Below are 22973 nucleotides of genomic sequence, written 5' to 3'. Positions count from 1 at the left end.
ACCTTTGTGCACCCTGACAACCCGGTCAGTGTAGTACGTGCCTGTACCCCGAGCCAGCGTTGCTGTTTCACCTCTGGAAAATGACGTCGCCTGACGGTGGCAGTTCTTCTTCAAACTGGTAATCGTCATCCTGGTTGAAAATGTCTTCCTGCTCGTCCGCTTGCTGGCAGACGGGTACGTGCCCAACCCGGAAAATCTCGAACATGGCGTCACTCGGCGGTACCCGGGTATCAGCCGGGCAGCCGGAGGTCTTCGAGATACGCACCGTGACGATGCCTTCGGGCATCGGCAACTGATTGTTCGGTGCGCCCTGCAGCGCCTTCTTCGCAAACTCGATCCACACTGGTAGCGCGGTGCGTGAACCCTCTTCGCCCGGCCCGAGAGGGTCGTAGTTGTCGTAACCTATCCAGACTATCGACGACATGTCGCCGTTGAAGCCCGCGAACCAGGCGTCACGGCGATCGTTTGATGTACCAGTCTTTCCGGACAGGTCCCGTCGGCCAAGCACCCGCGCACGGCGACCGGTGCCACGCATGATCACGTCGCGCATCATGTCGGCAACGATGTACGCGTTCTGCGCGCTGATGATCCGCGGAGCGAGGTTCACGTCCTTGTACAGGGATGGCTCGCGACTGGCGTCGGGCCGGTAGGACTCGGCGATTTCCACCATGTTCAGCAGCGCCAGTTCCTGACTGCGCTCGGCAACTTCAGGGTCGATGACTTCGGCCAGGTCTTCTTCAGCGGCTGCATCAAGTTCGTCCAGCGCGCCGATGTCATCGAGTTCATCGGCTTCGTCGAATTCGTCCGCCATGTCGTCGGCCGGATGCTCTTCAGCAGGCTGACAACGGTCGCAGACCACCGCAGGCGTCGCGCGGTAAAGTTCCACATTGTCCGGGCCGAAGATCGCATCAATGACATACGGCTTGACGGCGTAGCCGCCATTGGCAAACACGGCATAAGCCTGCGCCATGTCCAGTGGTGTTGCATTACCTCCGCCAAGTGCGAGTGAGCCATTGCGAATCAGGGTCGCCGGGCCGAAACCGAACGGTTGCAGATGCCGGAGAGTGTTGCCAATCCCGGTGTTGTTCAGCAGCAGGCGAACAGAGGCCAGGTTCATGGACCGTACCAGCGCTTCGCGCATGCGTTGTTCGCCGTAAAAGCGCCCTGTGTAGTTAACAGGTCGCCAAACCGCCTCGAGTTCCGAGGAGTTGATAACCACCGGCGCATCAAGTAACAACGTTGCCGCCGTATTGCCGTACTCGAGGGCCGCCGAATATATAAAGGGTTTGAACGACGAACCCGGTTGCCGCGAAGCCTGATTGGCGCGGTTGTATTTGCTGATCGAGAAATCGAAGCCACCCGCGAGGCTGGTGATCGCGCCGTCTTTCGGGTCCAGAGACACCACGGCGCCCTGTACCCGCGGCGCCTGCGCTAACGCATAGCCGCCTGCCTGGATTGGCATGATATGGACGATGTCCCCAGGGTTCAGCACCTCTCCGACGCTGGTCGGAACCGGGCCGCGACTTTGCCCGTCGATGTAGGGGCGCGCCCAGGATATCCCGTGCCAGGGCAATACGTTCTGCGAGCCGTCTTCAAGGACGATGTCGGCGCCATTGTCCTCACGCAGGCGGGTAACGAGGGCAACCAGCAGGCCACCGGGCTTGCTGTAACCGTCGAGCGCCAGCTGCATTTCTTCCGGCCATTCCTCGAAAGCCTGTTCCAGCAGCGCCGGATCAAAGTCGACGTGATCGACCGGCCCGCGATAGCCGCGTCGGCGGGTAAATTCCAGCAGGCCGTTTTTCAAAGCGTAGGTGGCACTGTTCTGCATGCGCGAGTCCAGCGTCGTCACTACCTTGTAGCCGGCGGAGTAGGTGTCTTCACCGTAACGCTCGAGCATTTCACGGCGCACCATTTCAGCGACGTACGGCGCTGACAGTTCAGTGGCGGTGCCATGCAGCTGCGACAGTACCGGTTCGTCCATAGCAGCTTCGTATCCGTTTTGATCAACGAAGCCCAGGTCAAGCATGCGTCCGAGGACATAGTCACGGCGCACTCGTGCATTGCCGGCGCTGCGAACCGGATTGTAGAACGAAGGTGCGGGCAGAACCCCGGCAAGTATCGCGGCTTCGCTGACGCTGACATTGCTGAGCGGCTTGCCGAAGTAAACCTGTGCCGCTGCTGCTACCCCATAGGCGCGCTGGCCGAAGAACATCTTGTTCACGAACAGCGCCATTATTTCCTGCTTGCTGAATTCCTGCTCGATCTTCCAGGCCAGGAACGCTTCGCGCAGTTTCCGGCTGAACAAGCGTTCACGGGTCAGGAAATAATCGCGAGCGAGCTGTTGGGTAATCGTGCTGCCGCCCTGGCCACGAGATCCGGAGCGCATGTAATTCACCAGCGCGCGACCGATACCAATCGGGTCGACGCCCGGGTGGCTGAAAAAGCGACTGTCTTCGGCCGCGACAAACGCATTGACCACGTGCGGCGGCAGTTCGTCGAAATTCACGATAATGCGTCGGCGCTCGCCGACTTCTTCAATCAACCGGCCGTCTCGGCTGAATATCCGCAGCGGGATCTGCAGCGGGATGTCGCGAATGGTTTCAGCCGCGGGTAATCCGGGTACAACGTAGAACCACGCGCCAATGATTCCGGCGGCAATGCCGAGCGTACCGCACAGGCTGAGGCCTGCCAGCAGGACCAGCCAGCGCCGCCAGCGAGGACGGCGAGTGGCGTTGTTGGCAGACTGTTTAGCGGACTTGGGCATAAAACCGACCGTAATTGCGCGGAATCGTTAAAAAAGGGGGCGTATGAATAGCCGGTCAGCCGTATAATCCAACGGCTTCCAGGCTGTGTCGGAATGACAGGAATAATAACCAGGGTCGACCAGCGGCGAATAATAGCCAGCAATGCAACTGAGCTGCAATGGCCCGCCAACCGGCGACTAGCGTATTTTGCGGCGGCAGCGAAATGTCTCGGGGGGACCAGACCAGCGAAAACCTGCGCCAGACCGGATAGCGACGGGCGAACTTGTCTTAATAAAGGAATGCCGATGCGCTAACCAGTTCACGGAATTGAACGTAGTCGGGGCAGTAGCATTGCGCATCTTGTGTTCGTGAACAAAGTCACGTTTTATTTAACATTTTGTTGATATATAGTTAAATCGTTTTGCTCAGGTCCAACCTAATTTTGGGCCGCAACTTACCGACTTAGAAGGAAAAATAAGGTGCTCTTCCGGAAGAAATCCCAACCTTTGCTGGGCCTGGACATCACGACTTCGTCGGTGAAGCTGATTGAGCTGTCACAAAGTGGCAAACGCTTTCGGGTCGAGTCCTATGCGGCTGAGCCCACGCCGCCAAGTTCGGTCAACGAAAAGGCGATCGTCGACGCCAAGGCTGTCGGCGAAGCTATTCGCCGCGCTATCAAGCGTGCCGGCGCCCGGGCAACCGACGCCGCGATCGCCATCAGCGGTGACGCCGCCATTACCAAGGTCATCCAGATGCCCTCCAGCCTGTCGGAGCGCGATCTTGAGGGCCAGGTGGAAATTCAGGCGGACCAGTACATCCCGTTCCCGATGGAAGAAGTCAGTTTTGATTTCGAGGTCGTCGGTGCGAACGAGAATGACCCCGAACTCATGGACGTGTTGCTGGTAGCGACCCGTACCGAGAACGTCGAACAACGGCAAGCTGCGGTGAAAGCCGCCGGATTGACTGCGCAAATCGTCGATGTTGAAGCCTTCGCGCTGGAAAACGCCTGCGCTTTGCTGGCTCACCAGATGCCGGATAATGGCATCGGCCAGTCCGTGGCGATTGTCGATATCGGCGCCAGTAGCACAACGTTCAGCGTGTTGCGCGATCTTCGCGTCGTCTATACCCGCGACTTTTCCTTTGGCGGCCAGCAGCTGACCGAAGAAATTATGCGCACTTACGGTTTGTCGATGGAAGATGCCGGCCGCGCCAAGAAGCAAGGCGGCTTGCCGAGCAACTATCAGCCGGAAGTGCTGGAGCCGTTTGTTGATGATATGACCCAGCAGGTCAGCCGATCACTGCAGTTCTATCTTGCTTCGGGCGGTGGTCGCGAACAGCCTGACATGATCCTGGTATGTGGTGGTTGCGCCAACATCCCGGGTATCGCGGATGTGATATCGAGCAGAGTAGGAATTCCGACGGAGATCGGTGACCCGCTCGGCCAAATGAAAATAAGTTCGAAGGCCAAGTCTCAGGGTGTGCATAAGGATGCGACTGCACTGTTGACGGCCTGCGGCCTCGCACTGAGGAGCTTCGACTAACATGCCACGCATTAACCTCCTCCCCTGGCGCGAAGCCGAGCGCAAAAGACGACAACGCGATTTCCTGATTGCAGTCGGATGCGCAGTCGGTGTCGGCGCTTTGGTTTTTGGATTGCTCGCCTTTGTTTACGGCCAGCGGATCGATCATCAGCTTGAACGCAATGCGCGTCTCGAGGCCGAGATCGTCGAGCTGGAAAAGAGCATTACCGAAATCGACGGGCTTGAACGTCAGAAAGAACGCCTGCTGGCACGTATGGAAATTATCGAGCGCTTGCAGGGCAGTCGTCCTGAGATCGTTCACTTGTTTGATGAGATCACGCGGCAGTTACCGGAAGGTGTCTACCTCACCGGCATGAAGCAAAGCGGCAAAGACGTGGAACTGACCGGCGTTGCTCAGTCATCGACCCGCGTATCGGCTTTGATGCGACGTATTGATGCTTCCGAATGGCTTACCGATCCCAGCGTTGTACGAGTTGAGACGACAGAAGCCGGTCCGGGACGTCAGGCGCAATTCGTTGTGACGTTGAAGCAGATAGAACGGAAGGACGAAGACATGGAGGACGCAGGATGAACCTCGTAGAGGAGCTCAAGAGTCTTGATGTCAACGATGTCGGCCGTTGGCCGCTGCCGTTTCGTGTTGCCGTGATTGTTCTGGCTTTCGTGCTGGTCGTTGGTGTTGGCTGGTATTACAAAATCAATCAGGACATGGCGCCGCGCCTGCAGCGCGCCGAGTCTGACGAACAGTCGCTGCGAGTGACGTTCGAAAACAAGCAACGCAAAGCAGCAAATTACGACGCCTACCGTGCGCAGCTGACGCAAATGGAACAATCCTTTGGCACCATGCTGCGCCAGTTGCCTGGCGAAACCGAGATACCCAGCCTGATTGTCGATGTTTCGCAAACCGGACTGGCCGCTGGCCTGCAGGAAAAACTGTTCCAGCCGCAGCCCGAGGTGCCGAAAGACTTCTACGCCGAGAAGCCGATCAAGATCAGCTTGTCCGGCGGGTATCACGAAATTGCCAACTTTGTCAGTGGCGTAGCAGCGTTGCCACGCATCGTGACTCTGCACGACATCATCATTACCCCTGACAACGCGGATAATTTCGACAGGTTGACCATGGAAGTAACAGCCAAGACCTACCGGTATATCGAAGAGGAGGCGGAGTGAGAATGAAAGCTTCCTTGAAAATTACGGCACTGACGCTGTTGGCAGCGACTTCGCTGGCAGGTTGCGGCGGCAGTATGGATGACCTTAATCAATACATTGATGCCACCAAAGCACGTCCAGGTGGGCGCATAGAGCCATTACCTGAAATCAAGCCGTACGAGGTGTTTACCTACATCGCGGATGCCGAAGGGCATCGTTCGCCTTTTGTTCCGGATTCGCCGCAAGCAGCGGCAGGCGGCGTCGGTAACGACACGCGCCCTGATCGGGAACGCAGTCGCGAGTACCTTGAGGAGTTCCCATTGGATTCCTTGCGCATGGTTGGAACCATGGAACTCGGTGGTACGAATTACGGGCTGGTACAAACACCGGCAGGAATTATCGAGCGCGTAGTGCCCGGCAATTACATCGGTCAAAACGACGGACGAATCGTCCGCGTCACGGAATCTGAAATCGAACTGGTAGAGATTATTTCAGACGGGATCGGCGGCTATCTCGAGCGGGAAGCAGCTGTAGTTCTGACGAACTAGTGCCTGAATGAATCTGGGAGTAAAGGGAATGACGTTCAAAAACAAGCCGGCCAACGGCAATATCTTCCGTCGTTCGGTGACGCAATTCACTGTGACGATTCAGGCTGCGTTGCTGCTGCTCACAGGCGCCTATGCAATTGCGCAGGAAGACGGGAACCAACTGCAGGATATTCAGGTGCAGAGTCTGCCTGGCCAGCGTGTTGAATTGCGTTTGATTATGCGAGACGCCGCGCCTGAGCCACTGGCTTTCACAATTGAAGATCCGGCCAGAATTGCGCTTGATCTGCCAGAAACCTCGCTCGGCATGAATTCGCGCCGCCGCAACGTCAACATGGGCCCGCTCGATACCGTGTTGACCGCTGAAGCTGGCGGACGCACACGGGTCGTTCTTAACCTCGATCAAATGGTTAGTTACGAAACCCGCCGCAGCGGCAACACTATATACGTCACGCTCGGCACCGATTCCGGTGACTCTGCTGTAACGGCTCGTTTCGAAGGCTCGCAAGCAGCTCCCAGCAGCGCGCCTCGTTCGTATGCCGCCAGCGGCGCACGTCGAATTGATGCCGTGGACTTCCGCCGCACCAGCAGTGGTGGCGGCCGCGTAATGATCAACCTCAGCGATCCGTCTACCCCTGTCGATATTCGCCAGGAAGGTGGCCGTGTAGTCGCTATTTTCAAAGACACCTCATTGCCCGATGAATTGATGCGTCGTCTGGACGTGCTCGATTTCGCAACACCGGTATCGACGGTCGACGCCTTGCGCACCAACAACGACACGCGCATCGTGATTTCTGCCAGCGGCAAATACGAGCAACTGGCTTATCAGTCGGATAACGAATTCGCAATTGAGATCAACCCGGCGCCGGAAGCAGAGCAAGGCGCGAGTCTGTTCTCTGAAAACAAAGAATACGAAGGTCAACGCCTCACCCTGAACTTCCAGGACATCGAAACCCGGGCTGTATTGCAGCTTCTGGCGGAAACGTCAGGCCGCAATATCGTGGTATCGGATACGGTTCAGGGCAACGTGACTTTGCGCTTGCGCAACGTACCGTGGGATCAGGCTCTCGACATCGTCATGACCACCAAAGGTCTTGATATGCGCGAGAACGGCAATGTCATTATTGTTGCGCCGTCTGAAGAGATAGCTGCTCGTGAAACAGCGGACCTCGAAGCGCGTCAGGCAATTACCGAACTGGAACCGCTTTATTCGGAATTCCTGCAGGTCAATTACGCGAAGGCAGCAGACCTTGCGACTTTGATTGGTACCGGCGGCGGTGAAAGAACATTGTTGTCCACGCGTGGCACCGTCGCTATCGACGAGCGTACCAATACGCTGTTGATCTACGACACCGCTGAGCGTTTGCAGGACATTCGCCGTCTGGTTCGAACTCTGGATATTCCTATTCGTCAGGTCTTAATCGAATCCCGTATCGTTGTGGTCAACGATGACTTCAGTCGGGATTTGGGTGTACGCATGGGCTTCACTGGCGTTCGCTCTAACAGTAGCGACGGCATAATCTCTGTAACCGGTTCGGGCGACGGCAGTGCCACCATCGTCGACTCTGCTGTCGATAACCTGGCTAACTCTGGTCAGGCGTTCCCGGTAGCGGCACCTGCGTTGAACAACCGTTACGCGGTTAACGTACCTATTGATAACGCTGCAGGCCGTCTCGCGCTGGCGGTGCTCGATTCGGATTACATCGTTGATCTCGAGCTGACCGCACTGGAAGCAGAAGGTCGCGGCGAGATTATCTCCACGCCGCGCATCATCACGGCTAACCAGAAAGAAGCGCGTATCGAACAAGGTGTCGAAGTGCCGTTCCAGGAGTCTGCATCCTCCGGCGCAACGACCACACAGTTTAAGAAGGCCGTATTGAGCCTGACAGTTACCCCGCAGATCACCCCGGATGACAACATCATCATGGATTTGATCGTGAGCAAGGATAACGTGGGTGAACTGGTTGCCAGTGCTACCGGCGGGTTTGTACCAAGTATAGATACTCGTTCAGTAGAGACTCAGGTTTTGGTCCGAGACGGTCAAACGGTCGTTCTGGGCGGTATCTACGAAACGGAACGCCGCGAAACAGTGAACAAGGTGCCTTTGCTGGGAGATATCCCGGGCTTCGGTTACCTGTTCCGCTCGACGCAGAACGTATCAAACAAGGCGGAGTTACTGATCTTCGTAACGCCACGCATCCTTACCGAAGGATCGAGTATTTACTAGCCACGGAATGCACTCCGTTTGGGCCTGGAGCTTAAGGAATTGGAAAGATGAGCATAATCAAGAGACTCACAACACTGGCAGTGACGCTGGTACTCGTGGCTTGCGGTGGCAGTGGCAGCGGTTTTGCGACCGATCCAACGGTGGACCCGACTGATCCGACGTTAACGCCGGTGTCAGCCGTCACCGTATTGGCCAGCAGCCCGACCATGCAGTCGGACAACAGCCAGTCGTTAACCATCAGCGTTATCGTTCGCGATGAAAACAACGTTGCAATGGAAGACGTTACCGTTGTGATGTCGACGGACTCCGGTTTCCTGACCATCGTTAATGCGGTCACTGACCCCAGTGGTATCGCGACCGCAACGCTGAATAACGGCGGTGATCCAACCAATCGCCCCATTACGGTCAGTGCTGACGCGCGCGGCGTAACGGGCAGCGTTACGGTCAATGTTGTAGGCACGAGCCTGGAAATGACCGGTCCCGCGGCCTTGGCACAAAGCGATATCGCCACTTATACGGTGGTATTGACGGATGCAGCCGGTGACGGCATTGCAGGCGAAACCATCGACGTGACGTCAAACACCGGAAATACGATTTCGGCGGCTTCTTTGACCACAGACAGCAGCGGTCAAGCTCAGTTTCAGATGACGGCAACGGTGGCTAACGCCGATGTATTGACGGCAACGGCATTGGGAATACAGGCCACACGTAATGTGACCGTTTCCGATGACAGTTTTTCATTAACAGCGCCTGCCGCCGGGGCTGAGATCGACCTGGGATCTGTCGCCACTGTGACCCTTAACTGGTCTGTCGGTGGTACGCCGCAGGCCGGTCAGGTTATCGGTTTCAGTTCAACTCGAGGCACGCTCAGTAGCCCGACCGCAACGACCGATGCAGCGGGTAATGCCACTGTGACGATTCAATCGAGCAATGCTGGCGGTGCTGTTATCGAAGCAACAAACTCGGCCGGTACGAGTACGCAAACGACAGTACAGTTTATTGCGACTGCACCAAGCAATATCGATGTTCAGGCATCGCCATTCACGATTGGCCCTAACAGTCAGTCGGCGATCACCGCGATCGTCCGAGATGCCTCGAACAACCTGGTTACCGGCGCCACGGTAGTCTTTGAACTGGACGATGTCACCGGCGGTCAACTGTCTGTGGGTTCCGCACAAACCAACAACCAAGGTCGCGCGTCCACGTTCTACACGTCGAGCTCAACGACTTCGGCAAACAACGGTGTGCGAATCAGCGCGTCCATTCAGGCGGACCCGACCATAACGGATACTGCAGAACTGACCGTTGCGCAACGCGAGCTGTTTATTTCGATCGGTACTGGTAACACGATCTTCGAGCCGAACAGCGCGCAGTACCGCAAAGAGTTCGTGGTGCAGGTGAGTGACTCTCAAGGTAATGGCGTACAGGGCGTTACCGTGCAGTCGGGCATTCTTTCGGATTTCTATTACAAGGGTTATCACACGTACGTTGATCCGAGATGGGTACCTGTTTATTCAGCGGCTGGTGCCTGTGTTGACGAAGACGTCAATCGCAACGGTGTTCTGGATCCGGGCGAAGACTTCAACAACAGCGGTCGTATAGAAGCGGGCAACATCGCTTCTGTTGTCGCGCAGTCTGGTACGGGCGGTACGTTCACGACGGATTCTGGTGGGTTCGGAATTATCGACGTGTTCTATCCGCAGGAATTCGCCTACTGGGTTGATGTAACACTAACGGCGACGACGTCAGTACAAGGTACGGAATTCGCAGAATCCAGCCGGTTCCGCTTGCCGGGTTCAGCCGAAGACTTTGGTGATGAAGACACAGATCCGCCAGGCAACCCAAGTCCATTCGGGGTTAGCGATACCTGCGCTGACACGCTATAACCTGTAATCTCCGGAAAGCCAGCCCGTTTGGGCTGGCTTTCTCCTATTACGAATCAAAATGAAGAAACCGAACAATCTGTTTCTCGTAGGCCCTATGGGCGCGGGCAAATCTGCTGTTGGTCGTCAACTCGCCAAGCTGTTGCATCTCGAGTTTGTAGATAGCGACGACGAGATTGAAGAGCGCACCGGCGTGGATATTCCGTTCATCTTCGAGAAAGAAGGCGAAGAAGGTTTTCGCAAGCGCGAAGCCAAGGTCATTGATGATCTGTCGCAACGCGACGGCATCGTCATGGCTACCGGCGGCGGCGCCATCCTTGATTCACAAAGCCGTAACTGGCTTGGTGCTCGCGGCTTCGTTGTGTACTTGTACACGAGCGTCGATCAGCAACGCGAGCGCACCCAGCGCGGTCGCGAACGACCGCTTCTGGAGAAAGGTGAACCACGGGCGGTCCTCGAGAGCCTGATGGAAATCCGTGACCCGCTGTACCGGGAGATCGCCGATCTGGTGGTGACGACGGACGGTCGTCGCGTGCAAACGGTAGCCAAGGAAATTCATTCGGCACTGTAATCGCTGGTGCGGGGCGTAATCTGTTCCGCCACCGCTGCATTCAGTACACTGTGCCGTAACCTCTGGACAGGACATTCCTTTGACGGCAACTCCCGCCCTTTCAGTTGCGCTTGGCGATCGCAGTTACCCAATCTACATTGGTCGCGGATTGCTGACTGATGATTTCGACCTCACGACCTTCGTGCGCGGGCCGGCGGCGCTGATAGTCAGCAATGAGACCGTTGCACCGCTGTACCTGGACAAGGTTCTGCGCTTGCTGCCTTCGCGAAAAGTCCGGCACCTGAACCTTCGTGACGGTGAGGTCTACAAAAACCTGCAGTCTGTCAGCGAGATCCTTGACGAGTTGGCGACCAGCGGCGCGGGTCGTGACACTACGGTGATTGCACTGGGTGGCGGAGTAGTTGGTGACATGACCGGCTTTGCGGCAGCAACCTACATGCGCGGAGTGCCGTTCATCCAGATCCCGACCACGTTGTTGTCGCAGGTGGATTCGTCCGTCGGCGGCAAGACCGGTGTCAATCACGAGCGCGGCAAGAACCTGATCGGCGCTTTTTATCAGCCGGGATTGGTTCTGATCGATACCGATACGTTGCAGACATTGCCGGACCGGGAACTCAGCGCCGGCCTGGCCGAAGTGATCAAGCACGGTGCCATCGTGGATTCAGACTTCTTTCGCTGGTTGGAGGAAAACATCGAATCGCTGATCTCGCGCGATCCAACCGCGTTGGCTTACGCGATTCGTCGTTGCTGCGAGATCAAAGCCGAGGTAGTGGCGGAGGATGAACGTGAGCACGGCCGCCGCGCTCTGCTGAATTTCGGGCATACGTTCGGTCACGCTATCGAGAACAATCTGGGTTACGGCGAATGGCTGCACGGCGAAGCCGTAGCGGCCGGCATGGTGATGGCCGCCCGGTTGAGTGATCTGCCCGACGAGCAGCTGCATCGCCTGCAAGCTTTGTTGATCGCAGCGCGACTGCCGGTTGCACCACCGCCGATCGGGGCGGCGACGATGCGCTCAGCAATGGGTATGGACAAGAAGGTTCAGGACAACCGTCTCCGTTTCGTCCTGTTGCACGAACTGGGTGACGCCTATATCAATGCCAACGTCGACGAATCCCGGCTGGACGACGTATTGGCTCAGGCCGGTCCGTGAGTCCAGCGTCACACAACAGTTTGCCGCTTGAGTCCTACGCGGCGCATGAAGAGCAAAGTCGCGGCCGCCGTTACCCTGAAGACCCGGCGAGCTATCGCGGTGAGTTTCAGCGTGACCGGGATCGAATCGTGCACTCCACCGCTTTCCGTCGTCTCGTTTACAAGACGCAAGTATTCGTCAATCACGAAGGCGACCTGTACCGAACGCGGCTTACCCATTCGTTGGAAGTTGCCCAGATTGCCCGTACGGTCGCGCGCGCACTCAATCTGAACGAAGCGCTGGTCGAGGCAATCAGTCTTGCTCATGATCTTGGTCACACGCCGTTCGGCCACGCGGGTCAGGATACGCTGAACGCCTGTATGCGAGACTACGGCGGCTTCGAACACAATCTGCAATCGTTACGCACGGTGGATGAACTCGAGGCGAAATACGCGGACTTTCTCGGCCTTAACCTGATGTTCGAGACTCGCGAGGGCATCCTCAAGCATTGTTCTGTACGCAATGCCCGGGAACTGGGCGATATTGGTCAACGCTTTTTGGATCGTCGCCAACCGAGTCTGGAGGCGCAGATAGCAAACATTGCCGATGCGATTGCCTACAATAATCATGATGTTGACGATGGCTACCGCGCCCAGCTCATCAGCATTGATGGCTTACGTTCTCAGACGCTGTTTGCACGCGGGCACGATGAGGTTCTGCAAAAATACCCGAACCTCGATGACCGACGCTTTATCTACGAAATTATTCGCCGGATGATCGATCGCGTGGTCAGCGACCTTATCGAAACGACCCGAACCCGGCTGCAAGCGGCTAACGTTCAGTCGATTGATGATGTCCGTGATCAAGCCGAACCGCTCGTGTCACTGAGCGATGTTGTGTTACAGGAGCACCAGGACCTGAAGCGCTACTTGTTCAAGAACCTCTATCAGCACGACAAAGTGCTGGCAATGACTCGGCAGGCGCAACGCATGATTGAGGTCCTTTTCGAACGCTACATGGCGGTGCCCGGAGAAATGCCGGACGAATTTTCCCTGTCGGCCAATGCCGGCAGCACCGAGGGCAGAGCCCGGGTGGTTGCCGATTACATCGCCGGCATGACGGATCGCTATGCCATAGCCGAGTACGAGCGCCTTCAGTAGACTGGCCTGATTGACGCCGCGGATGCTGTCCGGACACGCCACTGGCAATTTCGTTACAATGCGCCGCCTGCCACGCTGCCCGGAGCACCCAAGCTGTGACCAACAAGAGCCTAGACTCGAAAGACCGACTCATATTTGCGCTGGATGTGCCTGACTGCGACACCGCGCGAAAGCTTGCCGAAGACCTGGGCGATTCTGTGAGTTTTTACAAGATTGGCCTCGAGTTGATGATGAGTGGCGGCTATTTCGAGCTGATGGACTGGCTGCTGGCCCGCAACAAGAAAGTATTCGCGGACCTGAAATTCTTCGATATTCCTGCCACGGTTGGCTCGGCTGTGCGGTCTCTGAAAGACCGCGGCGCAAGTTTCGTAACCGTGCATGGTAATCAGTCGATTATGGAAGCGGCTGCCGAGAATAAGGGCGATGAGCTCAAAGTACTGGCAGTCACGGTCCTGACCAGTCTGGATCGCGGCGATCTTGACGACCTGGGTTTCGACTGCGATATCGAAGCGCTGGTACTGTCGCGCGCCCGGCGCGCGCTCGAAGCCGGTTGTGACGGGGTTATCTCCTCAGGTCTCGAGGCACCGAAACTGCGCGAGTTCATCGACTCCCGGCTCCTGGTTATCACACCGGGCATCCGGCCGGTTTCCAACCGGCCCGACGGTGATCAGAAACGCGTTGTCAGCGTCGAGCAGGCGTTCCGCAATGGCGCTGATCACATCGTGGTCGGCCGGCCAATTCGCGATGCGGACAGTCCGCGCGCGGCGGCCGAAGCGATACAGACAACAATTGCCTCAGTTTTCGGTAACGCCTGATGACCACAGTACTCAAGAATGACTTATTGTTGCGGGCGCTAACCCGCCAGCCCGTAAGCCGGACTCCCGTGTGGATCATGCGTCAGGCTGGCCGCTATCTGCCCGAATACCGTGCGGTCCGCGAGCAGGCCGGCGACTTCATGAGCCTATGCTCGAACCCCGAGCTGGCTTGCGAGGTTACCTTGCAGCCACTCCGTCGCTTCAAGCTCGATGCGGCAATCCTGTTTTCTGACATCCTGACCATTCCCGACGCACTCGGTCTCGAGCTGTATTTCGTAACCGGGGAAGGCCCAAAGTTCCGAAAACCTCTGCGAAATGGCAGCGATATTCGCCGACTCGCGCCTGTCGATATAGAAAGTCGCCTGCAGTATGTATTCGACGCAGTTGCGTTGATCCGGCAACGACTGGAAGGCGAAGTGCCGCTCATTGGTTTCTCGGGCAGCCCCTGGACCGTCGCGACTTACATGGTGGAGGGCGGTTCCAGCCGGGAATTCCCACGGACCCTCGGACTGGCGAAAGAACAGCCGGCACTCCTCGACGAACTGCTGGACACGCTGGTCAGCAAGACGACGGCTTACCTTAACGCGCAGATCGAATCCGGCGCCCAGGCAATCCAGATTTTCGACACCTGGGGCGGCGCTCTACAGGGCGATGACTACCGTCGTTACTCGCTCGAGCCCATGCAACGGATACTTGATGGCTTGATCCGTACGCGTGACGGCCACACGGTGCCGGTCATTCTGTTCACCAAAGGCGCTGGCGAGCGTTTGGCAACGATGGCAGAGACCGGTTGCGATGCGCTCGGCGTAGACTGGACGACGACGCTGGCCGAAGCACGAGATTTCACGGCAGACAAAGTCGCCCTGCAGGGCAACCTGAATCCGGCAGTGCTCAAGGAGTCGCCCGCGACGATTCGCGAGGGCGTTGCCAGCGTGCTGGCCAGTTACGGGTCCGGACCGGGCCACGTGTTCAACCTTGGGCATGGCATTACGCCCGATGTGAACCCGGAGCATCTTGGCGTGCTGGTCGATGCCGTGCATGAACTGAGCCCGGCTTACCACAGCGACTAAACGCCGCCGATAGCTTATTGCTCGTCGCGAAGTTCCCGCCGCAGGATTTTGCCCACGTTGGTTTTGGGCAGTTCCTCTCGAAACACAACTTCTTTCGGAACCTTGTAGCCGGTCATGTTTTCGCGGCAGTACGCGATGATCTGTTCTGCGGTCAGTGCCGGGTCTTTGCGGACCACGAACAGTTTGACGACTTCACCCGACTTTTCGTGTGCCGCGCCGACAGCCGCCACCTCGAGTACGCCGTCCAGCTCCGAGACAACACCCTCTATCTCGTTCGGGTAAACGTTGAAACCGGACACCAGAATCATGTCTTTCTTGCGGTCTTCGATAAAGACAAAGCCGTCCGAATTCATTCGCCCGACATCGCCGGTACGCAGCCAGCCACCATCAAACATGACACTGGCCGTGTCTTCCGGACGCTGCCAGTAGCCTGCCATGACCTGTGGTCCGCGAATGCAGATCTCGCCAATCTCGTCATACGCCAGCTTCTTGCCCTCGTCAGTGCAGATGCAGACGTCCGTCGATGAAATTGGCAGGCCGATAGCCTTGCTGAAGTCTTTGATATTTACAGGGTTTATGATTGCTGCGGGGGACGTTTCTGTGAGTCCGTACGCCTGCACGATGGTCTTCCCGGTGATTTCCTTCCAGCGCTTGGCAACGCTTTCCTGCACGGCCATGCCGCCACCGACGGTCAGCGCGAGGTGACTGAAATCGAGTTTCTCGAAACCGGGCGTATTCACAAGTCCAGAGAACAGTGTGTTGACGCCGGTGATATACACAAACGGGTGTTTGCTCATTTCCTTGACGAAGCCCGGCATGTCGCGCGGGTTGGGGATGAGTATGTTGTGGCCGCCTTCGAGCAGGATGCCGAGGCAGTTCGCCTCCAGAGAAAAGATGTGATAAAGCGGCAATGCCGTGATGGCAACCAGGTTATCGATCTTGTCAAAAACGCCACCCTGCCAGGCCTGACCCTGGTGGACGTTGTACACCATGTTGCGATGACTCAGCATCGCGCCTTTGGAGACACCGGTCGTGCCGCCCGTGTATTGCAGGAAGGCAATGTCAGCATAGCCGAGTTGCATCGGCGCAAGGTCCTGAGCGCCACCGGCGCGCAGTGCGTCAGTCATGGAGATAGCAGTTGGTAGCTTGTACGCAGGTATTTCGCGCTTCACGTACTTGAGCACAACGTTGACGATGGCGCTTTTCGGGAACGATAGAAAATCACCAACCTGCGTGGTTACGACATGCTTCACGTCAGTCTCGGCAATTACTTCTTCAAGAACGCTGGCAAAGTTGTCGAGTATCACTATGGCGCAAGCGCCGGAGTCCTTGAGTTGGTGTTTCAACTCCCGCGCTGTGTACAACGGGTTTACGTTGACGGCAACCAGTCCCGCGCGAAAAATTCCGAACAGCGCTACCGGGTACTGAAGGACATTGGGCAGCATGATCGCGACCCGCTGACCCTTCATCAGACCCAGGTTTTTCTGCAGATAGGCCGCGAAATCCCGCGATTTCTGGTCAAGGTCGCGATGGCTGTAGGTGGTACCCATGCAGCTGTACGCAGGCCGGTCGGCAAACTTGTGCAGACAGTCGTTGATCATGTCGAGCACAGATTTGTAAGGCGGTTCCGGCAATTCTGCCGGCACGCCTTCGGGGTAGGACTTCAGCCAGGGTTTATCCACGCAGCTATTTTCCTTTTTGTTGCGCGCTGCCCGAGTGCTGTCAGCGCCTAAGTACCGGCGGGTTGACCGACCGTGTTGCCGCGGTCAACTTTAAGTGCTTCTTCTATCACAGGCCATGCGTTGTCGAGCAGGATCGGTTGTGCACTGGCGTTAGGGTGTATGCCGTCGTCCTGCATCAGAGAGTCGTCGAGCGCCACCCCTTGCATGAAAAATTCGATCCACGGTAAGGAGTATTCTTCCGCGAGGTCACGATAGACTTTCTCGAAGGATTCAGTATACCGTGGCCCATAGTTGCTTGGGATACGAATTCCCAGTAGCACGACTTCGGCGTTGGCTGAGCGGCTGGTCTCGATCATCGTGGCGAGATTGCTTTTCAGCCGCGCCGGCGGAAAACCACGCAGTCCGTCATTGCCGCCCAACTCCAGCACCACCACGGCAGGAGCATGGGTCTGCAACTCCGTTTTGATGCGTACGGCACCGCCCTCACTGGTCTCGCCGGATATGCTGGCGTTCACGACCCGATGTTCGTAACCTTGATCGCGCAGCCTGCTCTGCAACAAAGCAGCCCAGGATTGGTCAACGTCTATGCCGTAACCGGCACTTAGGCTGTCGCCGACAATCATTACAACTGGCGAGTCAGTCGCTTGGCCGTCTGCTGCCATTAACAACAGCAATAGGGAAAGTATTTTTCGCATGTCGAACCTATCAAGTCCCGCTGGCGCAGTGCTGGCCGCGAATAACGTCAGCAAACAGGTTACCAGCCCAGAAGGTGATCTGACCATTTTGTCCGATGTCAGTTTCAGTATTGATAAAGGCCAGTCCGTTGCCATCGTCGGTGCATCCGGCGCCGGCAAGTCAACCCTGCTCGGGCTGCTGGCCGGCCTGGATCTGCCGACTGGCGGTGAAATCTGGCTGAACGGCGCCAACATGACCGCCCTCGACGAAGATGGCCGCGCGGCAATCCGGGCGGCGCACGTCGGCTTTGTGTTCCAGTCGTTTCACCTGGTGCCATCACTGAACGCGCTGGAAAACGTCATGCTGCCGCTGGAACTGGCGGGCAGCGGTTCACCGCGTGCGGCGGCAGAGCGTATTCTGGCCGAAGTCGGGCTTGCAGATCGGCGTACCCACTACCCATCCCAATTGTCAGGTGGTGAAAAGCAGCGCGTAGCGATTGCGCGTGCTTTTGCGACCGAACCCGCGGTGTTATTCGCTGATGAGCCGACCGGCAATCTCGATGCGCGGACCGGCGAGATGATCATGAACCTGATGTTCGACCTGAACAGCAACTCGTCGACCACGTTGGTGCTGGTAACGCATGACTCGTCACTGGCAAGCCGCTGTGAGCGTGAAATTATTCTTGATGCTGGCAAGCTGCTGAGCGACCGCAGGAACGACGCATGAGATCCCTTACCTTTGCCCTGCGCAGTTTCGGTCGCGAACTCCGTTCTGGCGAGGTACTGGTACTGCTCGCCGCTGTCGCTCTGGCAGTTGCTGCGCTTACGGCCGTCGGATTTCTGACCGACCGTATAGGCAAGGCAGTGGCAAGGCAAGCCAACGAAGTGCTCGCTGCAGATTTGCGGCTGCGCTCGCCTGAACCCGTGCCCTCGCTGTGGCGTGAGTTGGCCGATGAATACAATCTGCAGACCGCGGACACGCAAAGTTTTCCCAGCGTCGTCTTCGCAGGTGATGAGAGCGTGCTCGCATCGATCAAAGGTGTCAGTGACGGTTACCCGCTGCGGGGCAAGGTTCGCGTTGCCGACCGGCTGTTTGGCGAACAACATGAAGTGGACGTCGTGCCGGCGCCCGGCACGGTCTGGGCTGATGCGGCGATACTCGCGCGCCTTGGCCTGCAAGTAGGCGATGCGCTGTCGGTGGGAGAATCGGAGCTCCAGGTGGGCGCCGTATTGACTTACCGTCCCGATCAATCAATCGGCTTCGCATCCCTGGCGCCGTCGTTGCTTCTGAACCTGGCGGATCTGCCGGGTACGCAGTTGATCAGCGAAGGCAGTCGCGTCGGCTATGCACTGCTGGTCGCCGGTAATGATGATGACGTTGATGCCTACTACGCGGCTATCGAAGACGAGTTGCCAGAGTCCGTGCGTGTGCGCAATCGCGAGGACTCCAGTGACCGCGCCGGCAATGCGGCAGATCGTGCGCAACGGTTCTTGTCATTAACCGCCATTATCAGCTTGTTGCTGAGCGCGGTTGCTATCGCGATGTCGGCGCGCCGATTCGCACACCGACGTATGGATACCGTCGCGCTGATGAAAAGCCTCGGTGCGAAACAAAGCTTCGTTATTGTCGCGGCATCTGTTCAGCTTGTACTGCTTGGCATAGTGGGTGTCGTGGTTGGCAGCGCTGTTGGTTTCACTGTTGAATGGGTCATTACCGGCATGCTGGCTGACCTGTTTGCTTCCGACCTGCCCGAACCCGGCCTGCAACCGGTGTTCCTCGGCTCGGGCGCTGCCCTGGTGCTGCTCATCGGATTTGCCTTGCCGTCGCTCATACAACTGCGCAACACACCGCCGCTGCGGGTATTACGTCACGATGCGATGCCACCTGCGCCATCGCGCCTGTTTGTAGCGGGTACCTCGTTGTGCGCCGTCGCGCTCTTGTTGTACTGGGCTATTGGTGACGCCCTCATGTTAGTGATCGTGCTCGGCGGTATGTTGCTGGTGTCCGCCGCGCTGTATGCCGCTGGTCGCGGCCTCGTATCGTTGATGGGTTACTCGCGCGGCGGGGTGGGCATAGCCTGGCGCTACGGTCTGGCGAACGTGGCACGGCGGGGTCGGGACAGTGCTGTCCAGGTTGTTGCCTTCGGCCTGGGCCTGACGGTCTTGTTGCTACTGACCTTTGTCCGCACAGATTTGTTGGCGGGCTGGCAGCAGACCTTGGACGAAGATGCACCGAACCACTTTCTCATCAATATCCAGTCGGGAGAACGTGGCGGCATTGCCGGGATATTTCAGGAAAGCGGCATCGCGGCGCCGGAATTCGTGCCGCTTGTGCGGGCGCGCATGACCTCTATCAACGGTGAAGACGTCAAGGAACGGGAATACCCGACCGAAGACGGCCGCTGGCAGGCTAACCGCGAAGCAAACCTGACCTTTGCCGCCACGTTGAGTGCGAGCAATGAACTGGTCGGCGGAGAATGGTGGGAGCCGGATTACAATGGTCCGCCGCTGGTCTCGGTTGAAGAAGACGCGGCGACGGAGATGGGTATTACCCTGGGTGACCGTTTCCGGTTCCTGGTCGCCGGGCAGGAAATTGAGGTGACGGTCGCCAGCTTTCGCCGCGTGAACTGGGATTCGTTCCAGCCAAATTTTTTCATGGTTCTGTCGCCGGGCGCACTGGAAGGACTGCCAACCACTTTCGTCGCCAGCTTACGCGTTGACGACACCCAGAATGACGTGCTGCTTAAACTCGTTCGCGCTCATCCCACCGTGTCCGTCATTGATCTGGACGCGATTCTGGAGCAGGTCAAGGGCATCATCGATAAGGCAAGCCTCGCCGTGCAGGCGGTGTTTGTCTTCACGCTTGCCGCCGGCATCGCCGTCCTGTTTGCAGCCGTGCAGTCCACCATCGACGAGCGTCGTTTCGAGAGTGCCATGTTGCGCGCGCTTGGTGTGCGGCGGCGAACGGTCCTCTCTGGTGTGCTGACAGAGTTTGCTGCACTGGGTTTCGCGGCTGGCCTGCTCGCCGCCGCCGGCGCGTCAGTTCTCGCCGCGGTGATATCGGTGCGCCTGTTTGATCTGGAATTCAGTTTTAACCCCGCGCTTTGGGTATCCGGCTTGCTGGGCGGCGTCTTGCTGGTTTGTATTAGCGGCTATCTGGCGGCGCGCAGCGCCATCAATGCACCGCCTATTGAGGTATTGCGTGGTGCCTGACGAGAGCGATCGCAGTGGATAGTGGCGAACGCCTTTCCTGCGGCATCGTGCTCGGCCGGCCAGCCGATGACGGCTGGTACACGTTAATGTTGCGAGCGTGGCGCATCTGGGATTTTCCGAAAGGTATGTGCGAACCGGGTGAGACACCGCTGCAGGCCGCGCGCCGCGAGGTCGCCGAGGAAACCGGAATCCGCGAACTGACCATGCAATGGGGCGATACCGCGATAAACACGGGTCCGTACAATCGCGGCAAGACCGCGCGCTATTATCTGGCGCGTACGTCAGAGGAGACCGTGGAAATGGGTATATCGCCACTCACTGGCCGACCCGAGCATCATGAGTATCGCTGGATGACCTTCGACGAGGCCTACGATATCTCGTCGCCGCGCGTGCGCAGCGTGGTGGTCTGGGCGCGGCAGATTATCGGCACGTAAGGACCTTAGTCGACCCGGTTGCGGCGTTCGCCGCGCAGAAAAGCATCGATATTATTCGCCAGTTGTTCGAGTGAATTCTGGCGCGCCTCACGTGTTGCCCACGCGATATGCGGTGTTACGTACAGCCGCGGGTTGTCGGATTCCAGTAACGGATCGCTGTTGATCGGCGGCTCCTCACTTAGTACGTCGATCGCTGCCCCAGCAATCTGCCCGCTGTCGATCGCGTTAACCAGTGCTGCCGAGTCCACCAGGCCGCCGCGAGCGGTGTTAATCAGCAGCGCGCTGTTCTTCATCAACGACAATTCCCGGGTGCCGATGAGTCCGGCTGTTTGTTCGTTCAATGGGCAATGCAGCGACAGGACATCGACTGTTCGCAGGAGATCGTCGAGCGGCAAGCGGCCGTCTTCAGTCGCCGACACGCCAGCCCGCTGTGCGAACAAGACCTGCATGCCAAAGAACTCCGCTGTTCGGGCGACCGCACTGCCGAGGTTGCCGCTACCAACGATGCCCATCGTCATTGCCGACAGTTCGCGCAGCGGGAAATCGAGCATGCAGAACTGTGCGGACTTCTGCCACGCGCCGTTACGGACCGCCGCGTTATACTGATTCAGGTTGTGAGTCAGTGTGAGCAGCGTGCCGAAGACGTGTTCGACAACTGACTGCGTGCAATAGGCGGTTACGTTGCATACAGCGATACCCAGATTGCGAGCGGCCTCAAGATCAACGTTGTCGACACCGGTCGCGGTCAGGCCGATGCAACGCAGCCTGGGTGCTTGCTGCATTACAGCGCGGTCGATACTCACTTTGTTGAGTAAGACGATTTCAGCATCGCGAATACGCTCGACAACCTGTGACGGCGCGGTCGTGTCATAGAATCGCAATTCAGGCAGAACATTCAGCAGCGGCGTGGGGTCGAGCTCATTCGCGCCGATGGTGGAAAAATCGAGGAACGTCGCGTTCATCCGGACTGAGGTATCCTTGACCCTGGCGTTTGGCAGTGAGCGACAAACAATGAGCGAACCCTTCTGGAAACTCAAGTCGCTTGCGCAGATGTCGCGCGGCGAGTGGGAGTCGCTATGCGACGGCTGTGCACTCTGCTGTTTACAGAAACTTGAAGACGAAGATAGCGGCGAGGTCTATTACACAGATCTGGCGTGTCGATTGCTGGACATGGACGCTTGCCGTTGCACCGACTACGCGAATCGCGCCCGACGGGTATCGAGCTGCCTTGCCCTGAGCGCGGACAAGCCCGAAGAGTTTCAGTGGTTGCCCGGCAGTTGTGCCTACCGGCGTTTGTCGGAGGGCAAGGACTTGCCGGAGTGGCATCCGCTGCTTAGCGGCGACCCGGAGTCCGTACACAGGGCCGGCATATCAGTGCGCGGCAAAGCGGTCTCTGAACGCGATACCAGCGAATGGACGGTGTTGCGAAGACTTGGCGAAAACGGAGAGCAGGAGTAGATGACAGACAAGGCATTTGTGCCGTTGGCAGACTGGCGGGAGTTCACGCCGCTGGAAATGCAGCAACGAGCCAGCGAGTTTTATGAGGATGTGCGCCGGCGACGAACAGTCCGGGATTTTTCCGCGCGCGCCGTGCCGCGTAAGTTGATCGAGACGGCGTTGCAGGCTGCCGGTACAGCACCGAGTGGCGCGAATCTCCAGCCCTGGCATTTCGTTGTCGTCGGTCAACAGGAGTGCAAACGGCGTATTCGGGTTGCCGCCGAGGCAGAAGAGAAAGAGTTCTACGAACACCGTGCATCGGATGAGTGGCTGGAGGCATTGAAGCCCCTCGGTACCGACACCAACAAGCCGTTTCTGGAAACAGCGCCATGGTTAATCGCCGTGTTCCTCAGGAAATACGATATTCGTGCCGACGGCAGCAAGGTAAAACACTACTACCCGGCGGAGTCCACCGGCCTGGCGACGGGCCTGCTTATTACTGCGCTGCATCGCGCAGGCCTCGCTTGCCTGACACACACGCCGAGTCCGATGAGTTTCTTGAATGAAATTCTCGGCCGGCCGAAAAGTGAGCGCCCTTTCCTGTTGTTGGTCACCGGCTACCCGGCCGAGGATGCCCGCGTGCCGGACATTCATCGCAAACCTTTGAACGACTATGTGTCGTTTATTGAGGATTGACCA

General features: G+C 57.7%; 20 protein-coding genes. 16 read left to right on the top strand and 4 right to left on the bottom strand.

Going from position 1 to position 22973, the window contains the following annotated elements; genetic code table 11:
* Window positions 1–67: 67 nt before the first annotated feature.
* Window positions 68–2764, bottom strand: a complete 2697-nt coding sequence (locus AC0L8N_RS08970) for a penicillin-binding protein 1A (protein ID WP_473667295.1) — start codon at window positions 2762–2764, stop codon at window positions 68–70.
* A gap of 459 nt (window positions 2765–3223) precedes the next feature.
* On the opposite strand from AC0L8N_RS08970, the gene AC0L8N_RS08965 reads away from it, so the two are divergent.
* The 11 genes from AC0L8N_RS08965 to hemE all read left to right on the top strand — a co-directional run bounded on the left by AC0L8N_RS08965 (window position 3224) and on the right by hemE (window position 14834).
* Window positions 3224–4285, top strand: a complete 1062-nt coding sequence (locus AC0L8N_RS08965) for a pilus assembly protein PilM (RefSeq protein WP_068618508.1) — start codon at window positions 3224–3226, stop codon at window positions 4283–4285.
* Between the two features lies 1 nt (window position 4286).
* Window positions 4287–4856 (top strand): PilN domain-containing protein, encoded by a 570-nt coding sequence (locus AC0L8N_RS08960; RefSeq protein ID WP_473667294.1) that lies wholly within the window; start codon window positions 4287–4289, stop codon window positions 4854–4856.
* Entirely contained in the window at window positions 4853–5452 is a 600-nt protein-coding gene (locus tag AC0L8N_RS08955) for a type IV pilus inner membrane component PilO (protein ID WP_473667293.1), read from the top strand. Before AC0L8N_RS08960 ends, AC0L8N_RS08955 begins: the two co-directional genes overlap by 4 nt.
* 2 nt (window positions 5453–5454) lie before the next feature.
* The gene (locus AC0L8N_RS08950) at window positions 5455–5979 is read left to right on the top strand and encodes a pilus assembly protein PilP (protein ID WP_473667292.1); all 525 of its coding nucleotides are present in this window, start codon (window positions 5455–5457) and stop codon (window positions 5977–5979) included.
* A 28-nt stretch (window positions 5980–6007) separates the two neighbouring features.
* On the top strand, window positions 6008–8203 hold the full coding sequence (locus AC0L8N_RS08945; protein ID WP_473667291.1) for a type IV pilus secretin PilQ: 2196 nt from the start codon (window positions 6008–6010) through the stop codon (window positions 8201–8203).
* 47 nt (window positions 8204–8250) lie between these two features.
* Complete coding sequence (locus AC0L8N_RS08940; RefSeq protein ID WP_473667290.1) at window positions 8251–10089, top strand: Ig-like domain-containing protein; 1839 nt, start codon at window positions 8251–8253, stop codon at window positions 10087–10089.
* A 58-nt stretch (window positions 10090–10147) separates the two neighbouring features.
* Window positions 10148–10657: a shikimate kinase AroK gene (aroK, locus tag AC0L8N_RS08935; RefSeq protein WP_473667289.1), complete on the top strand. Its 510-nt coding sequence runs from the start codon at window positions 10148–10150 to the stop codon at window positions 10655–10657.
* Window positions 10658–10736: 79 nt separating this feature from the next.
* On the top strand, window positions 10737–11810 hold the full coding sequence (gene aroB, locus AC0L8N_RS08930; protein WP_473667288.1) for a 3-dehydroquinate synthase: 1074 nt from the start codon (window positions 10737–10739) through the stop codon (window positions 11808–11810).
* Window positions 11807–12949 (top strand): deoxyguanosinetriphosphate triphosphohydrolase, encoded by a 1143-nt coding sequence (locus AC0L8N_RS08925; RefSeq protein ID WP_473667287.1) that lies wholly within the window; start codon window positions 11807–11809, stop codon window positions 12947–12949. The genes aroB and AC0L8N_RS08925 overlap by 4 nt, the downstream gene beginning before the upstream one ends.
* A 95-nt stretch (window positions 12950–13044) precedes the next feature.
* Window positions 13045–13764: an orotidine-5'-phosphate decarboxylase gene (pyrF, locus tag AC0L8N_RS08920; RefSeq protein WP_473667286.1), complete on the top strand. Its 720-nt coding sequence runs from the start codon at window positions 13045–13047 to the stop codon at window positions 13762–13764.
* The gene (gene hemE, locus AC0L8N_RS08915; protein ID WP_473667285.1) at window positions 13764–14834 is read left to right on the top strand and encodes a uroporphyrinogen decarboxylase; all 1071 of its coding nucleotides are present in this window, start codon (window positions 13764–13766) and stop codon (window positions 14832–14834) included. Before pyrF ends, hemE begins: the two co-directional genes overlap by 1 nt.
* Window positions 14835–14848: 14 nt before the next feature.
* Here the strand turns inward: hemE and AC0L8N_RS08910 are convergent, their stop codons facing one another.
* Both AC0L8N_RS08910 and AC0L8N_RS08905 read right to left on the bottom strand, forming a co-directional pair.
* Complete coding sequence (locus AC0L8N_RS08910; RefSeq protein WP_473667284.1) at window positions 14849–16516, bottom strand: AMP-binding protein; 1668 nt, start codon at window positions 16514–16516, stop codon at window positions 14849–14851.
* Between the two features lie 47 nt (window positions 16517–16563).
* Window positions 16564–17211, bottom strand: a complete 648-nt coding sequence (locus AC0L8N_RS08905; RefSeq protein WP_473667283.1) for an arylesterase — start codon at window positions 17209–17211, stop codon at window positions 16564–16566.
* Here AC0L8N_RS08905 and AC0L8N_RS08900 point away from each other — a divergent pair.
* Genes AC0L8N_RS08900 through AC0L8N_RS08890 form a run of 3 tightly spaced genes read left to right on the top strand, consistent with a single transcriptional unit; the run spans window position 17210 to window position 20837 of the window.
* Entirely contained in the window at window positions 17210–17917 is a 708-nt protein-coding gene (locus AC0L8N_RS08900; protein WP_473667282.1) for an ABC transporter ATP-binding protein, read from the top strand. The two genes, AC0L8N_RS08905 and AC0L8N_RS08900, sit on opposite strands and share 2 nt — an antisense overlap.
* Window positions 17914–20403 carry an ABC transporter permease gene (locus AC0L8N_RS08895; RefSeq protein WP_473667281.1) on the top strand — a complete coding sequence of 830 codons (2490 nt, stop codon included), beginning with the start codon at window positions 17914–17916 and terminating at the stop codon, window positions 20401–20403. The genes AC0L8N_RS08900 and AC0L8N_RS08895 overlap by 4 nt, the downstream gene beginning before the upstream one ends.
* Window positions 20404–20417: 14 nt before the next feature.
* The gene (locus tag AC0L8N_RS08890) at window positions 20418–20837 is read left to right on the top strand and encodes an NUDIX domain-containing protein (RefSeq protein ID WP_473667280.1); all 420 of its coding nucleotides are present in this window, start codon (window positions 20418–20420) and stop codon (window positions 20835–20837) included.
* 5 nt (window positions 20838–20842) lie between these two features.
* Here AC0L8N_RS08890 and AC0L8N_RS08885 read toward each other — a convergent pair whose 3' ends face one another.
* On the bottom strand, window positions 20843–21799 hold the full coding sequence (locus tag AC0L8N_RS08885) for a D-2-hydroxyacid dehydrogenase (protein ID WP_473667279.1): 957 nt from the start codon (window positions 21797–21799) through the stop codon (window positions 20843–20845).
* Between the two features lie 49 nt (window positions 21800–21848).
* Between AC0L8N_RS08885 and AC0L8N_RS08880 the strand changes: the two genes are divergently transcribed.
* Complete coding sequence (locus AC0L8N_RS08880) at window positions 21849–22295, top strand: YcgN family cysteine cluster protein (protein WP_473667278.1); 447 nt, start codon at window positions 21849–21851, stop codon at window positions 22293–22295.
* A complete protein-coding gene (locus AC0L8N_RS08875) occupies window positions 22296–22970 on the top strand; it encodes a nitroreductase family protein (protein ID WP_473667277.1) in 675 nt (224 codons plus the stop codon).
* Window positions 22971–22973 lie beyond the last annotated feature (3 nt).

The organism is Woeseia sp. D3-10, from assembly GCF_055809415.1.
The sequence above is the reverse complement of the archived record's forward strand: the minus strand, read 5'-3'. Positions and strand labels throughout refer to the sequence as shown.